12 protein-coding genes are annotated in these 14,833 nt (G+C 66.8%); all 12 read left to right on the top strand.

Annotated features, from left to right (window positions below; all coding sequences use genetic code 11):
• Window positions 1-13: 13 nt before the first annotated feature.
• The 12 genes from WG924_RS01020 (at window position 14) to WG924_RS00965 (ending at window position 14,764) form a co-directional block, all read left to right on the top strand.
• Window positions 14-781, top strand: coding sequence for a flagellar hook assembly protein FlgD (locus tag WG924_RS01020; protein ID WP_345930955.1), 768 nt, complete (start codon window positions 14-16; stop codon window positions 779-781).
• 170 nt (window positions 782-951) lie between these two features.
• Window positions 952-2,991: a flagellar hook-basal body complex protein gene (locus WG924_RS01015; RefSeq protein ID WP_345930954.1), complete on the top strand. Its 2,040-nt coding sequence runs from the start codon at window positions 952-954 to the stop codon at window positions 2,989-2,991.
• 258 nt (window positions 2,992-3,249) lie between these two features.
• Entirely contained in the window at window positions 3,250-3,531 is a 282-nt protein-coding gene (locus WG924_RS01010) for a DUF1153 domain-containing protein (protein WP_372044750.1), read from the top strand.
• A 245-nt stretch (window positions 3,532-3,776) separates the two neighbouring features.
• Window positions 3,777-5,462, top strand: coding sequence for a flagellar basal-body MS-ring/collar protein FliF (gene fliF / locus WG924_RS01005; RefSeq protein ID WP_345930953.1), 1,686 nt, complete (start codon window positions 3,777-3,779; stop codon window positions 5,460-5,462).
• 7 nt (window positions 5,463-5,469) lie between these two features.
• Window positions 5,470-6,492 (top strand): flagellar motor switch protein FliG, encoded by a 1,023-nt coding sequence (gene fliG, locus WG924_RS01000; protein WP_188577491.1) that lies wholly within the window; start codon window positions 5,470-5,472, stop codon window positions 6,490-6,492.
• A 26-nt stretch (window positions 6,493-6,518) separates the two neighbouring features.
• Window positions 6,519-7,241 (top strand): FliH/SctL family protein, encoded by a 723-nt coding sequence (locus tag WG924_RS00995; protein WP_345930952.1) that lies wholly within the window; start codon window positions 6,519-6,521, stop codon window positions 7,239-7,241.
• Window positions 7,242-7,337: 96 nt separating this feature from the next.
• Window positions 7,338-7,712 carry a flagellar motor switch protein FliN gene (gene fliN / locus WG924_RS00990; RefSeq protein ID WP_188577495.1) on the top strand — a complete coding sequence of 125 codons (375 nt, stop codon included), beginning with the start codon at window positions 7,338-7,340 and terminating at the stop codon, window positions 7,710-7,712.
• A gap of 76 nt (window positions 7,713-7,788) precedes the next feature.
• On the top strand, window positions 7,789-8,556 hold the full coding sequence (locus WG924_RS00985) for a motility protein A (protein WP_188577496.1): 768 nt from the start codon (window positions 7,789-7,791) through the stop codon (window positions 8,554-8,556).
• A 172-nt stretch (window positions 8,557-8,728) separates the two neighbouring features.
• A complete protein-coding gene (locus WG924_RS00980; RefSeq protein WP_345930951.1) occupies window positions 8,729-10,348 on the top strand; it encodes a sigma-54-dependent transcriptional regulator in 1,620 nt (539 codons plus the stop codon).
• Between the two features lie 63 nt (window positions 10,349-10,411).
• Window positions 10,412-12,565 (top strand): flagellar biosynthesis protein FlhA, encoded by a 2,154-nt coding sequence (flhA, locus tag WG924_RS00975; RefSeq protein WP_372044751.1) that lies wholly within the window; start codon window positions 10,412-10,414, stop codon window positions 12,563-12,565.
• A 67-nt stretch (window positions 12,566-12,632) separates the two neighbouring features.
• A complete protein-coding gene (locus WG924_RS00970; protein ID WP_345930949.1) occupies window positions 12,633-13,982 on the top strand; it encodes a flagellar biosynthesis protein FlhF in 1,350 nt (449 codons plus the stop codon).
• Window positions 13,979-14,764, top strand: a complete 786-nt coding sequence (locus WG924_RS00965; RefSeq protein ID WP_345930948.1) for a MinD/ParA family protein — start codon at window positions 13,979-13,981, stop codon at window positions 14,762-14,764. The genes WG924_RS00970 and WG924_RS00965 overlap by 4 nt, the downstream gene beginning before the upstream one ends.
• Window positions 14,765-14,833 lie beyond the last annotated feature (69 nt).

Here is a 14,833-nt window from a genome sequence, read left to right as displayed (position 1 = left end):
GAGTTCGAGGGACATGGCCACCGACGCAATCTCCGGAAACACCACGTCGCTTCCGACCACGTCGAAGGCGAGCCTGTCGGGCAACAAGCTGGCGGATGATTTCGACCAGTTCCTGACGCTGCTGACCACGCAGTTGAAGAACCAGGATCCGACCAATCCGCTGGATACGAATGAATTCACCAATCAGCTGGTGCTGTTCACGCAGACCGAGCAGCTTGTGCAGTCGAACAGCAATCTGGAAGACCTGATCACGCTGTCCGAAGGCGCCCAGATGGCCAATGCCGCCTCCTATATCGGCAAGGTCGTCGACGCCCAGGGCGACACCATCCAGCTCAAGGATGGCGAGTCGATCTACAACTACCGCCTGCCGCAGACCGCCGACAAGGTGACCATCAACATCATCGACGAAAGCGGCAAGGTGGTTCGCACCGAGACCGGCGAGGTCGATGCCGGCGTCCACACCTTTGTCTGGGACGGCAAGGACACCGACGGCAACCTTATGGCCGACGGCCCCTACAAGATGAGCGTCACAGCGCTCGACAGCGCCGGCAAGTCCATGGGGGTCACGACATCGGTCACCGGCACGGTGGATGGTGTCAGCGTCAACAGCGGCAAGATCGTGCTGTCGATCAACGGCGTCGAGATCCCCATCGAACAGGTGACCGGCATCCGCGAAGGCGGGGCGGCGGCGACCACCACGGAGCAGGTCTTGCAGCAGCTCTACAGCTCGGGGCTGATCGACCAGGCCACCCTGCTCGCCGCTCAGGAAGCCGCGGCATAACAGATTTCAAGTTCGGGAGGGGGCGCCAGGATGGCGCCGGTTCCTCACCGGGTTTTGCGGGCCGGCGGCAATGCCGGGCGCAGCAGCAACCAGCCGGCGGCATGCAGCCTCGACGGCTTCAGGACATGACAGCGGGCCCGTGACGCCCGCGCGTGAGAGGAGTGATCCAGATGAGCTTCGGTCTTTACGGCTCGCTCTATTCCGGCGTTTCGGGCCTTGGCGCCCAGAGCACCGCGATGGGCGTCATCTCGGACAATATCGCCAACGTCAACACGGTGGGCTACAAGGCCAAGAACACCAATTTTCTGTCGATGGTCACCGATAGCGGCTCGACCTCGGTCTATGCGCCGGGCGGTGTGCGCGCCAGCGTGCAGCAGTTGATCGATCGTCAGGGTCTGGTGCAGGCCACGGCGTCGCCGCTCGACATCGCCGTGTCGGGCAACGGCTTCTTCGTGGTCCAGCCCAAGGTCGCAGGCAGCGACGAGGTGCTGTATACCCGCGCCGGTTCGTTCGTGCCGGATGATCAGGGCAATCTGCGCAACGCGGCCGGCTTCTATCTGCAGGGCTGGCGGCTCGATCCCGCGGGCCGGCTGCCCGGTGAACCCGGCAACGTGATCAACACCACCTCGTCGGCGGATATTTCGAGCCTCGAGACGGTGAACGTGTCGCAGATCAGCGGCACCGCCGCCGCGACCACCGAGATGAACGTCGCGGTCAATCTGGACGCCGACGGCGATGTGTACACCGGTGCCACCAGCACCAGCACCGCCACCACCGGCATCGCCGCCGCCAGCGACCTGATCGCCGGCGGCGTGATCGCCGCGGGTGAGACGGTCACCCTGTCCGACGGCATCAACACCGTGACCTTCACCGCCGGCACCGGCGCCGGCGAATTCTCGACCCTCGACCAATTGGCCGATCTGGTGAACGCCAACGGCAATTTCACCGCCACGGTCGGCGGCACCGCCAGCTCCGCCAACATCTCGATCGCCGCCTTCGATCCACGCCGCAGCCTGACCGTGACCGGCACCGCCGGCGACGGTCCATCTGACCTGAGGCTGAACGGGGGCGCCGCCACCTCCACCAGCGCCGCGACTACCGGCATCTCCGCCTCCAGCGATCTGATGGCGGGTGGTGTGATCGCCGGCGGTGAGACCGTTACCCTCTCCGACGGTGTCAACACCGCCACCTTCACCGCCGGTACGGGCGCGGGCCAATTTTCGACGCTCGACCAGTTGGCCGACTTGGTAAATGCCGACGGTAACTTCACGGCAACGATCGGCGGCACCACAACCGCTGCCACGATCTCAATCGCGGCCTCCGATCCCAGCCTTAACCTGACCGTTAGTGGTACGGCCGGTGATGGCGCACCTGACCTGAGGCTGAACGGCGCCTTCGCCAGCACCGCCTTCGCCAGCACCTATGACGCGTCCAGCGCCACGCAGAACATGTCCTCAGGCACCGTTCCCGCCGATTTCAGCCGGTCGGTGCGGCTCTATGACGCCCAGGGCCGCGGCCATGACGTCATGGTCAACTTCCTGATGGTCGGCAACAATGAATGGGCGGTCGAGATCAACGCGATCGACCAGAACGATGTGGTGACCACCGCGCCGACGCCTGCCGGCCAGATCGCCGCCGGTGTCGTCACCTTCAATCCGGACGGTACGCTGAACACGATCTCCACCTCGTTGAGCGATCCGCTGGAGATCGACTGGGCGAATGGCGCCGGTTCCTCGGAGGTGACGGTCGACTGGGGCACCGCAGGCCCGGTCGGTGTCGGGCTGGCCGATGGCCTGCGCGCCTATTCCGGCGATTTCGAGGTGCGGTCGCTGACCCAGAACGGCGCCTCCTCGGGCGAATTGTCGGGCATCACCATCGACGAGGACGGCTTCGTCATCGCCTCGTTCAGCAACGGCCAGCAGAAGCAGCTCTACAAGGTGCCGGTGGCGACCTTCGCGAGCCCGCAGAACCTGGAAGAGAAGAACGGTAACGTCTTTGCCAAGACCGACAAGTCGGGCGACTTCAACCTGCGCGAATCGGGCAGCAGCGGCGCCGGCCTGATCGCCCCCAGCTCGCTGGAGGCCTCCAACGTCGATCTGGCGAGCGAGTTCACCGACATGATCATCACCCAGCGCGCCTATTCGGCCAGCTCGAAGATCATCACGACCGTGGACGAGATGCTCCAGGAACTGCTCAGCTCGAAGCGCTGACCGCCCGGGTGGCGGAGGGTTCGCCCGCCCCGCCCGCCCGGCCATCGACCGCGATCATCGACAACCGACCGCCACGCAGACGCTCAACCGGCGTTTTGCGTGGCGTTTCGTCGTTTTCAGCTTTTGTTAAGCACCTGCGGATAGCATCGGATGTAGCTGAAGCGCGAGGACAGGCATCGTTGCTGTCCCACCCACCGCGAGTTACCGGTTCCGATGACCACCCCAAAACTCAGACTTGTCGGCGCAACAGCGCCCGTGATGCCCGACGCGACCCGCGACGGCGGCATCCGGGTGGACAGCACGGCGCGGTCGCGGCGCACCATGCTGGCATTCGATCTGCCGCCGGGCAACGGCGTGCGCTGGGTCGCGCGCCGCAAGATCGAGGTTGTGGCGGCGGTGATGGCCGGGGCGATCGCGCTTGAAGACGTGTGCCAGCGTTATGCCCTGTCGCTGGAAGAATTTGAAAGCTGGCGCCAGATTCATGGTGCCGACGCCAACCAACTGGTCAGCCGGCGGATGAAGCGCGGCCGGCGGATCTGACCCGACGCGGCCATGCGGCGGCGGCCCGCCACCCGCCGACCGGCCCGATCAATGACCGGTGCCACATGGGCGGCATTTTTTGCCGCCTACCCGGCAGTTTTTGCCGGGCATTAACCATCTCTTCACTTAAACTGCCGTAGAACAACCGGGTGAGGCACCGAACGGTGCCCGCAGTCGATGGTGCGCGCCCCGCAAGGGCGCCACTCCTTGGTTCGGCCCACGACAGACGGAGCGGGACGGGTCGCATGGCGGATACGCTGAAGGCCTGGATGCAGGCACTGAAGGGATTGGGACCGGCCAGGCTGGCGGCGATCGGCGCTGTCGCCGGCGGTCTGCTGATCTTTGGCGTGTTTCTGATTTCGCGGGTCGGCGCCCCGGCGATGGGCCTGCTGTACGGCGATCTGGACACGGCCGATGCCGCCAGTGTGGTGGCAGAGCTGGAACAGGCGGGCGTTCCCTATACCCTCAGCCCCGATGGCCGCCGGGTCATGGTCCCGCAGGACCAGATTCCACGTCTGCGCCTGAGCCTGGCCGAAAGCGGCGTGCCCAAGGGCGGCTCGGTCGGCTATGAGATCTTCGACCGTTCCGAAGGGCTGGGCACCACCGATTTCGCCCAGAACGTCAATCTGGTGCGCGCCCTGGAAGGCGAGCTTCAGCGCACGATCATGGCGCTGGATGCCGTGGCGAATGCGCGGGTGCACATCGTGCTGCCGCGCCGCGAGCTGTTTTCACGCAGTCAGGCTGAACCCACCGCATCGATCGTGGTCAGCCCGCGCGGCGGCCGCAGCCTGACACAGGGTCAGGTGCGGGCGATCCAGCAACTGATCGCCGCCGCCGTGCCCGGTCTGCGGCCGGAACGGGTGGCGATCGCCGACGATCGCGGCACCCTGCTGGCCCGCGGCGACGGTGGCGCCGATGGCGGTGTCGGCGCCGCGTTGAGCGCCGCCGACGAGATGCGCCAGGGCATCGAGGCGCGGTTGCGCGCCCAGGTGACGCGGCTGATCGAGGAGTCGGTCGGCCCCGGCCGGGTGCAGGTCGAGGTCAATGCCGAGATCGACCGCGACCGCGTCACGATTTCACAGGAAACCTATGATCCCGATGGTCAGGTGATCCGCTCGCGGCAGGTGAACCGCGAGAATGAGACCGCCGTCGACGGCGATCCCGACGCGGTCACAGCCGCCAACAACATTCCCGATGCCGCGCAGGCCCAGGGGCAGTCCGGCAATCGCAGCCAGTCGTCACGCGACGGTCAGACGGTCAATTACGAAATCTCGCGCACCGTGCGCAACGAGGTCCGCGAAGCCGGCGCCGTCCGCCGCCTGTCGGTCGCGGTCCTGGTCGACGGCAGCTATGTCACCGATGCCGATGGCGCCCAGACCTATCAGCCGCGCAGCGCCGAGGAACTGGAACGGCTGACCCAGTTGGTGCGCAGCGCTGTCGGCGCCAACGACGAGCGTGGAGACAGCATCGAGGTCGTCAATCTGCCCTTCGCCCGCAATCAGGAGATCCTTCCCGACGAGGGCCTGCTGGGGCTGGGCGCCAGCGAATACATGCGCATCGCTGAAATGGTCGTGCTGGCGATTGTCGCCCTGCTGGTCATTCTGCTGGTGCTGCGGCCACTGGTCGGCCGGCTGGGGCCGCAGGCCGCGGGGGCCGCCGGCGGCATGGGCGGGGTGGCCATGGTCACCGGCCCCGACGGCATGCCGATGGCGGCACTGTCCGGGCCGGACGGCATGACCCCGGCCCTGCCCGGGCCGACCGCCGAACGTGCGCTGGCAGCGGCCATGGAAAGCAACGACGCCATGATCGATATCAGCCAGGTCGAAGGACGGGTTCGCCAGTCCTCGGTCCGCAAGATCGCCGAGATCGTCGATCGGCACCCGGAAGAAGCATTGGCCGTGATCCGCTCGTGGATCCGGGAAGAGGACTGAGCAGACAATGGCGCGTGGCAAGAGCGAACTGCGTGGAATGGGCGGACCGGTCAAGGCCGCGATCCTGCTTCTGGCGCTGGGTGACGAATACGCCGCCAAGCTGTTCCGGATGATGGAGGACGACGAGATCCGCGAGATCTCGCAGGTCATGGCCTCTCTCGGCAAGGTCTCGTCGGACATGGTCGAGGGATTGCTGGTCGATTTCGCCGAGCAGATCTCGTCGACCTCCACTCTGGTCGGCACCTTCGAGACCACGGAACGCCTGCTGCTGGCCTCGGGGCTTGAGCGTGAGCGGATCGAGTCGATCATGGAGGAGATCCGCGGTCCCGCGGGCCGCACCATGTGGGACAAGCTCGGCAATGTGAACGAGCAGATCCTGGCCAACTATCTGAAGAATGAATATCCGCAGACCGTGGCGGTGGTGCTGTCGAAGGTCCGGCCCGAACACAGCGCCCGGATTCTGGCCGCCCTGCCCGATGATTTCGCGATGGAAGTCGTGATGCGCATGCTGCGCATGGAGCCGGTGCAGAAAGAGGTGCTCGACGGCGTGGAGCGCACGCTCAGGGCCGAGTTCATGAGCAACCTGGCCCGTACCAGCCGTCGCGACGCCCACGAGATGATGGCCGAGATCTTCAACAACCTCGATCGCCAGGCCGAAGCCCGCTTCCTGGACGCGCTGGAAGGCCGCAACAAGGACTCGGCCGAGAAGATCCGCTCGCTGATGTTCACCTTCGAAGATCTGGGCAATCTGGCGCCGACCGGTGTGCAGACGGTGCTGCGGGTGGTCGACAAGGACAAGCTGGCCCTGGCACTGAAGGGGTCGTCGGAAAAGATCCGCGAGCTGTTCCTGTCCAACATGTCGGAACGCGCGGCCAAGATGCTGCGCGAGGACATGGCGGCGATGGGGCCGGTGCGGCTGCGCGACGTCGACGAAGCCCAGGCCTATATGGTGCTGGCCGCCAAGGACCTGGCCGACAAGGGCGAAATCGTCATTGCCGACGGCAAGGGCGACGACGTTCTGGTCTATTGACGCCACGCAACGCGGGGACGACAGGCATGGCCGGCTACAAGAAATTCACCTTTGACGTCAGCTTCGACGACGACATCGACATCGATCGGCCGAAGCGCGCGAAGGCGACCGAGCCGCATGCCACGCCGGCAGCGCCCGAACCGCCGCCACCGCCCCCGCCGCCGAGCTTTTCGGAAGCGGAGCTGGCAGCGGCACGCAGTGCCGCCTTCGACGAAGGCCGGCGCGCCGGGGTGGCCCAGGCGCTGGCCGCGATCGAACAGCAGACCCTGCAGGCGATCCAGCGACTGGAACGCCAGACGGCGGAGGCGATCGCAGGCTGGCACACCGCTCTCGACAGCCACACCGGCGATCTGGTGATGCTGGCGCGGGCGATCGCGGTCAAGATCGGCTGCACCGACGCGGTCAGGCTGGACCGGATCGAGACCATGCTGCGCGACTGCATCGCCGGCATCGCCGAAACCGGCGACGCGGTGTTGCAGGTGCATCCGTCGATGGAAGCACCGATGGCCGAACGTGTGGTGCCGATTCTGGCCGCCGAAGGTGTGCTGGGCCAATGCCGGGTGGTCGCAGATGCCGGGCTGGCCTCAGGCGATGCGCGGCTGATCTGGCCGGGCGGAATGGCGATGCTGTCACGCGACGAGATCGTGGGGCGGATCGACGACGCCATCGCCGAACAGACCGCGACGCCGACCGCCGGTACGGGCTTCGGCACACAGGACTTGACGCCGGGCCATCACCCGGCCGAATGATCGGATGACGGTACCATCGGATGACGGCAGCCGCCGTCACCCGCCCTGACATCACCGCGCGGGCCGTTTCACGGCCGGCGCCTGCGGAGACCAGAGATGGCCGATGACAAGGACAATCTGAGCCTGGAGGAGTTCGAGGGCAGCGATCGCCGGCGCGACCAGATCCGCGACCGCGAGCGTGAGCGCGAAGAACCCGACCAGCAGGTGCCCGACGTGCCGCGCAGCGCCGCCGATCTGGAAGCCGTGTATCAGGTCCCGGTTCAGGTATCGGCCGTGCTGGGCAAAGCGACCATGCAGGTCAACCAGTTGCTGAAGCTGGGCCGCGGCGCGGTGGTGGAATTGGACCGCAAGGTCGGTGAAGCCGTCGATATCTATGTGAACGATCGCCTTGTCGCCCGCGGCGAGGTGGTTGTGGTGGAAGACCGCCTTGGGGTCACCATGACCGAGATCATCAAGACCGACCGCGGCTGAGCCTGCCTGATCATCCGGACGGCCGTCGCACTGCCCTATCCGCCCTCCGCGCCCAGACCTGAGCCCCAAGGACCACATGGATCTTGCAACCATCCTCGGCCTGATCGTCGGCTTCGTGCTGATCGTGGTGGCCATCATCCTGGGCGGCTCGGTCGGTGCCTTCATCGACATTCCGTCCATCCTGATCGTCGTTTGCGGCACCTTCTTCATCACTATGGTGAACTTTTCCCTGACCGAGGTGATCCGGGCACAGGCGGTGATGATGAAGACCATGATCTCGCGGCCGGCCGATCCGGCCCGGGCCGCCCTGCAGGTGCTGGAACTGGCCGATCAGGCCCGGCGCAAGGGGGTTCTGGGGTTGCAGGAGAGCCTGAACCGGCTTCAGGACAATCCGTTCCTGTTCCGGGCGCTGGGCATGGTGGTCGACGGCATCCCGGTCGAGGACGTGGAGCGGATCTTGAAGCGCGACATCTCGCAGATGGCGCAACGACACATGCAGTCGAGCCAGATCCTGAAGAAGTCGGCCGAAGTGGCGCCGGCCATGGGACTGATCGGCACCCTGGTGGGTCTGGTCCAGATGCTGGGCAATCTGGAAGACCCGAGCACGATCGGGCCGGCGATGGCGGTGGCGCTGCTGACCACTTTCTATGGCGCGGTTCTGGCAAATATGGTCTTCAACCCGCTGGCCGGGAAACTGGAGCGCAACTCGATGGAGGAGCAGATGTTCAAGCAGATCTATCTGGCCGGCGCCACGTCGATCGGCCGCCAGGAGAACCCCCGCAGGCTGGAACTGACCTTGAACGCCATGCTGCCGCCGAACAAGCGCATCCAGTTCTACGACTGAGGCGGCGACGACGGGTCCGGTTCACAGCCGGCCCGGGCGGGTGACCTTCACCTGCCAGACCCCAAGACGTCCAACCGCCGGTCAAGGGCCGCCAAGCGCCCGGCAGGTGGTTTTCCGAGCTTTTCAGACGATCGACGGCGCGGGCGGCGCCCGGCGCAGGAGTGACCAGACAATGCGACTTCTGATCATCGGTTCCCTGGGCGGCCAGATCGGCGCGGCGACGCGGATCGCAGTGTCGCGTGGCGCCAAGGTGTCGCAGGTTCCGGATGTGGACGCGGCAATGGACCATCTGCGCGCCGGTCACGGGGCGGAACTGGTGATGGTGGATGTCGGCCTGGATATCGGCCGACTGGTCCGCAACCTGGAACAGGAGCGCATCCACGTGTCGGTCGTTGCCTGTGGCGTGGGCGCAGATGCCCAGGCCGCGGTGCGCGCCATCAAGGCGGGCGCCAAGGAATACATCCCCCTGCCGCCCGATCCGGAACTGATCGCGGCGGTGCTGGAAGCGGTTGCCGCCGAAGATCATGCACTGATCGTGCGCGACACCGCCATGGAACGGGTGGTGTCGCTGGCCGAGCAGATAGCACCTGCCGACGCAACCGTGCTGATCACCGGCGAGAGCGGCACCGGCAAGGAGGTCATGGCGCGGTTCCTGCACCGCAAGAGCCGCCGGGCCGATCAGCGCTTCGTGTCGGTCAACTGCGCGGCCATTCCTGAAAACCTGCTGGAAAGCGAGCTGTTCGGCCATGAAAAGGGCGCCTTCACCGGTGCCGTGGCCCGCCGCGTCGGCAAGTTCGAGGAAGCCGATGGCGGCACGCTGCTGCTGGACGAGATCAGCGAGATGGACCCGCGCCTGCAGGCCAAGCTGCTGCGCGTGATTCAGGAGCGCGAGGTCGACCGTGTCGGCGGCACCCGGCCGGTGAAGGTCGATATCCGCCTGATCGCCACGTCGAACCGCAATCTTGAAGACGAGGTCCGCCGCGGCGGGTTCCGTGAAGACCTGTATTTCCGCCTGAATGTGGTGAACCTGCGGCTGCCGGCGCTGCGTGAACGGCCGGGCGATATCGCCGCCCTCGCCGATCATTTCGTGCAGCGTTATGCCGCCGCCAACGCCCTGCCCGACCGGCCGCTGTCGCCCGACGCGCGGGGATTGCTGCTGGCCTATGACTGGCCCGGCAATGTCCGCGAGCTTGAAAACACCATGCATCGGGCGGTACTGCTGGCCCGGGGGCCGGAGATCGGCGTCGATGCGGTGATGCTGGCCGACGGATCCAGCCTGGCCGTTGCTGCCGCCGGCAGGCGGTCCGAGGCGGCGGCCCGCATGGCACCGGCCAGCCAGCACCAGCCGCAGGCTCCGATGCAGAACGCCTATGGCAACGGTTATGCCAGCACCGGCCCCTATGGCGGCGGCTATGGCAGCTATGGCAACAGCGGCGGCGGCTATGGCCTGTCGTCGCAGCCGCCCGCGGCGCCGGCGCCGGCACCGGTGTCGCCCCAGTCCTTCGGCCCCCAGTCCTTCGGCCATGGCGGCGGGCATGCGGTGGCACCCGGCAGCGACGATGACGGCGCCACCCGCGCCCTGGTCGGCCGCACGGTGGCCGATGTGGAACGCGACCTGATCATCAACACCATCCAACATTGCCTTGGCAACCGCACCCATGCGGCCAACATCCTGGGAATATCGATCCGCACCCTGCGCAACAAGCTGAAGCTGTATGCCGAGGAAGGGGTGGCCGTGCCGCCGCCTGCCGGTGGCGATGTCGAACGCTCCGGCGCCTTTGGCGACCGGTGATGCGGTGCCTGACCGCAGCCCGCGGTTCAGACCGGGCCGCGGTCCAGACCGGGATGATGCTTGATGGCTGAACGCGGCGGCCTGCCAACACCGATCAGCAACCCGCAGGGCAAGGGCGCGGGCGGCGGCCCCGGCGCGCCGGGTGGCGATGGCGGCGTGATCGGCCGGTTCGGCACCATGCTGGGCAGCGCCGATCTGGTCGTCGCCTTCGGGATGCTGTTCATCCTGGTCGTGATGATCTTCCCGATCCCGACCTGGACGCTCGACCTGCTTCTGTCGATGTCGATCAGCCTGTCGCTGGTCATCCTGCTGATCACCCTGTTCATCCAGCGCCCGCTGGATTTCAGCTCGTTTCCGACCATCCTGCTGGTGTCGACGATGTTCCGGCTGGCGCTGAACATCGCCTCGACCCGGCTGATCCTCAGCCATGGCCACGAGGGCACTTCCGCCGCGGGCCAGGTGATCGAGGCCTTCGGCCAGTTCGTGATGGGCGGCAATTTCATGATCGGGGTGATCGTTTTCATCATCCTGGTCCTGATCAATTTCATCGTCATCACCAAGGGTTCCGGCCGCATCGCCGAGGTCTCCGCCCGGTTCAGCCTGGATGCGATGCCCGGCAAGCAGATGGCGATCGACGCCGATCTGTCGGCCGGGTTGATCGACGAGACCACCGCCCGCCGGCGACGCAAGGATCTGGAAGACGAAAGCACCTTCTTCGGCGCCATGGACGGTGCCGCGAAGTTCGTGCGCGGCGATGCCATCGCCGGGCTGCTGATCACCGTGATCAACGTGGTCGGCGGCATCATCATCGGCACGGTGCAGCAGGGCATCACCTTCAACGAGGCACTGCGCAGCTATACCCTGCTGACGGTCGGCGACGGCCTGGTGTCGCAGATCCCGGCACTGCTGATCTCAACCGGTGCCGGCCTGCTGGTGACAAAATCCGGCGTGATCGGCACCGCCGATCAGGCGATCATCGGCCAGTTGCGCAAGCATCCCAAGGCGGTCGGCATCACCGCCGCCATGCTGGTCTTCATGGGGATGCTGCCCGGCATCCCGACCCTGCCCTTCTGGGGTTTCGCCGCGGTTCTGGGGTTCATGACCTGGCGGTTGACCCGCGCATCCAAGCGCGCGGCAGTGGAAGCGGCCGCGGCAGCGGTGGAGCCGCCGGCCGTGCCGATGGACGAGCCGATCTCGTCGGCGCTGCATATCGATCTGCTGCGTATCGAACTGGGTTACGGTCTGCTGCCGTTGATCTCGGAAGAACGCGGCCATCGGCTGACCGAGCAGATCAAGGCGCTGCGTCGCCAGATCGCCGGCGATCTGGGCTTCGTGATGCCGGCGGTGCGCATCCAGGACAACATGCAGCTGCCGGCCAACACCTATGTGCTGCGGGTCAAGGAAATCGAGGCCGGCCGCGGCGAGCTGCGCCCGGCCATGCTGCTGGTGATGGATCCGCGTGGCGAGACGATCAGCCTGCCGGGCGAGGAGACCACCGAGCCCACCTTCGGCCTGCCGGCCAAATGGGTCGAGGAGAGCCGGCGCGAGGAGGCGCATTTCCGTGGCCTGACCGTGGTCGATCCGGCCACGGTGCTGACCACCCATCTGACCGAGATGGTCAAGGAATACATGCCCGAGCTGCTGTCGCGGATCGAGACCCAGAAGCTGCTCGACGATCTGGGCCCCGACCACCAGAAGACCGTGGCCGAGATGATCCCCAGCCAGATCACGGTCGGCGGGCTGCAGCGGGTGCTGCAGAACCTGCTGCGCGAGCGGATCTCGGTCCGCGATCTGCCGACGATTCTGGAAGGGGTTTCGGAAGCCTGCGGCTATACCCAGTCGGCGATGCTGATCACCGAACATGTGCGGGCGCGGCTGGCACGGCAGATCTGCGCCTCGGTCACCTCCGACCAGGGCTATGTGCCGATCATCACCCTGTCGCCGGATTGGGAACAGGCTTTCGCCGAAGCCCTGGTCGGCCCGGGAGAGGAAAAGCAGTTGGCCATGGCGCCGACACGGCTTCAGGAGTTCATTTCCCGGGTCCGGCAGGCCTTCGAACGCCAGGCCATGCTGGGCGAGACCCCGGTGCTGTTGACGAGCCCGGTGATCCGGCCTTATGTGCGATCGATCATCGAACGGTTCCGGCCGATGACGGTGGTCATGTCGCAGAACGAAATCGACAGCCGCGCACGCATCAGAACGGTGGCCCAGATCTGATGACTTTAATTGACCGTTTTCCCGCCATCACCCGCAGGTCTGTCCCGCCTCTCACGAGGGCCGTGGCATGCGGCTGAAAACCTTTCAGGCGGCGGATATGGCGCAGGCACTGGCCGAGGTCCGCAGGGTTCTGGGCGATGACGCGATCATCGTCTCGACCGTGCCGGCGGAAAGCGGACGGGGCGTGGTGGTGACGGCTGCGATCGACGGTCCGCCACGACCGCAGCCAGCCGAGGCGGCCGGTGGCACTGCTTCGGACAAGACCGATGATCCGCGCCGGCGGCCTGCCCCCCGCGGCAGTTCGGTCGCCGCCAGTGCCCGGACGGTGCTGGAGGAGCGCGCCGCCCTGCAGCGCCGCAGTGGTGGCGGCGCCCGTCCGGCCGGCATGGCCACGGGCACGCCGCCGCCGGCTGTCGCCGAACGCGCAGCCCGTATGCCCCTGCTGCGCAGCCCCGCCGATGACGACGAGATCGAACTGGAGTTCGAACAGGAAGAAGCCGCAGCACTGGCGCCGGCTGCCGCATCGAGTGCCGCACGTCAGGCGGCGCGCGGCAATCGCGAGGACGGCGAGGCTGAGGACCGGCCCAGGCTGTCACCGGATCTGGCGCAGGTGGAACGGGCGCTCGCCTTCCACGGCATCGCCGGCCAGACCGGCCGGCGCCTGCTGGTCGCCGCCCGCGACCGCCTGCGCTGCCAGGAGCCGCCGGAACGTGCCCTGGCCCAGGCCCTGGACCGGGTGGTGGGTTTCGACCCGCTGGGCCGTGGTGGCCACCGGCCCCAGGCCTTCGCGCTGGTCGGTCCCAGCGGCGCCGGCAAGACCGTGACCGTGGCCAAGCTTGCCGCCCGTGCCATCACTCAGGGCCGGCGGCTGACCGTGGTGACCGCCGATACCATCCGTGCCGGCGGTATCGAACAGCTTGCCGCCTATACCGGCATGCTCGGCATCGACCTGCTGGTCGCCGGAAGTTCGCGTGAACTGGCGCGGGTGGCGGCACGGGCGCGGTCGGATGCCGCAGGCGAACCGATGACCCTTCTGGTCGACACCGCCGGGGTGAACCCGTTTTTCGCGGAAGAGACCGAGGAACTGGCGGCATTGATCGATGCCGCCGAACTTGAACCGATACTGGTGCTGCCGGCCGGCCTCGACCCGTTCGAGGCGGCCGATCAGGGAGCCGCCTTCGCATCCCTGCACCCGCGACGGGCGATCTGCACGCGGCTCGACGGTGCGCGCCGGCTGGGGGCTGTCATCGCCGCCGCCGCCGCCGCCCATGTCCGCCTGTCCGAAGCGAGCGTCACCGCCCATGTCTCCGAAGGACTGAACCCGTTGAGTGCTGCGGGGTTGGCGCAACTCTTGCTTAGAGATCCGCTCAACCTTCGCCCCGCAAAACTTGACCGAGACGCCGAGATCCGCCAATGAACGTCGACCGTTCGGTTCATATCCATCCCGCTGCGAAGTTGCGTGCGCGCAACATCATCGCCATCGCGTCCGGCAAAGGCGGGGTCGGCAAGACCTGGCTCTCGATCACCCTTGCCGGGGCACTTGCCCGGCGGGGCCGCCGGGTGCTGCTGTTCGACGGCGACCTTGGCCTGGCCAATGTCGACGTCCAGCTCGGCCTGACCCCCGCCGCCGATCTGGCGGGTGTGGTCACCGGCCGCGTCGGCTTTTCCGAGGCGATCTGCAGCTATCAGGCCGGCGGCTTCGACATCCTTCCCGGCCGGTCCGGCTCGGGCTCGCTCGGTCGCCTGCCAAGCGACCGCCTGGGTATGCTCAGGCTGGGCCTGGTGCAGGCAGCACGAAGCTATGATACTGTCTTGATTGACTTGGCCGCCGGGCTTGATCAGTCGGTGCGGGCGCTTGCCGCCACAGCCGGCACCGGGCTGGTGGTCACCAATGACGAGCCGACCTCGATCACCGACGCCTATGCCTTCGTGAAGGCGATGCTGCGCGACAACCCCGAAGCCGATCAGCGGATCGTGGTCAACATGGCCGAAACCCAGAGCGGCGGCCTGCGGACCTATGAAACCCTGCGCAATGCCGCCCATAATTTTCTGGGCGTCGAGCCGAAGCTGGCCGGCATCATCCGCAGGGACAAGATGGTGCGAGAGGCGATCCGCCGCCAGACGCCGTTGACCGTCCGTCATCCCAACGCCCCCGCCGCCATGGATGTCGACAAGATCGCCGCCCATCTGATGCTCTGACGGACCGGGTTCAACGGACCGGGTTCAACGGCGCCTGACGGCAGGGCGCGACATCCGGGGGGCCGCCCC

The organism is Tistrella arctica (assembly GCF_039630945.1).
GTDB lineage: Bacteria > Pseudomonadota > Alphaproteobacteria > Tistrellales > Tistrellaceae > Tistrella > Tistrella bauzanensis.
The sequence above is the reverse complement of the archived record's forward strand: the minus strand, read 5'-3'. Positions and strand labels throughout refer to the sequence as shown.

Excerpts from the sequence above, each read along its gene's own strand:
- WG924_RS01020 (WP_345930955.1), top strand. The coding sequence starts at position 14 with ATGGCCACCGACGCAATCTCCGGAAACACCACGTCGCTTCCGACCACG.
- WG924_RS01015 (WP_345930954.1), top strand. The coding sequence starts at position 952 with ATGAGCTTCGGTCTTTACGGCTCGCTCTATTCCGGCGTTTCGGGCCTT.
- WG924_RS01010 (WP_372044750.1), top strand. The coding sequence starts at position 3,250 with ATGCCCGACGCGACCCGCGACGGCGGCATCCGGGTGGACAGCACGGCG.
- fliF (WP_345930953.1), top strand. The coding sequence starts at position 3,777 with ATGGCGGATACGCTGAAGGCCTGGATGCAGGCACTGAAGGGATTGGGA.
- fliG (WP_188577491.1), top strand. The coding sequence starts at position 5,470 with ATGGCGCGTGGCAAGAGCGAACTGCGTGGAATGGGCGGACCGGTCAAG.
- WG924_RS00995 (WP_345930952.1), top strand. The coding sequence starts at position 6,519 with ATGGCCGGCTACAAGAAATTCACCTTTGACGTCAGCTTCGACGACGAC.
- fliN (WP_188577495.1), top strand. The coding sequence starts at position 7,338 with ATGGCCGATGACAAGGACAATCTGAGCCTGGAGGAGTTCGAGGGCAGC.
- WG924_RS00985 (WP_188577496.1), top strand. The coding sequence starts at position 7,789 with ATGGATCTTGCAACCATCCTCGGCCTGATCGTCGGCTTCGTGCTGATC.
- WG924_RS00980 (WP_345930951.1), top strand. The coding sequence starts at position 8,729 with ATGCGACTTCTGATCATCGGTTCCCTGGGCGGCCAGATCGGCGCGGCG.
- flhA (WP_372044751.1), top strand. The coding sequence starts at position 10,412 with ATGGCTGAACGCGGCGGCCTGCCAACACCGATCAGCAACCCGCAGGGC.
- WG924_RS00970 (WP_345930949.1), top strand. The coding sequence starts at position 12,633 with ATGCGGCTGAAAACCTTTCAGGCGGCGGATATGGCGCAGGCACTGGCC.
- WG924_RS00965 (WP_345930948.1), top strand. The coding sequence starts at position 13,979 with ATGAACGTCGACCGTTCGGTTCATATCCATCCCGCTGCGAAGTTGCGT.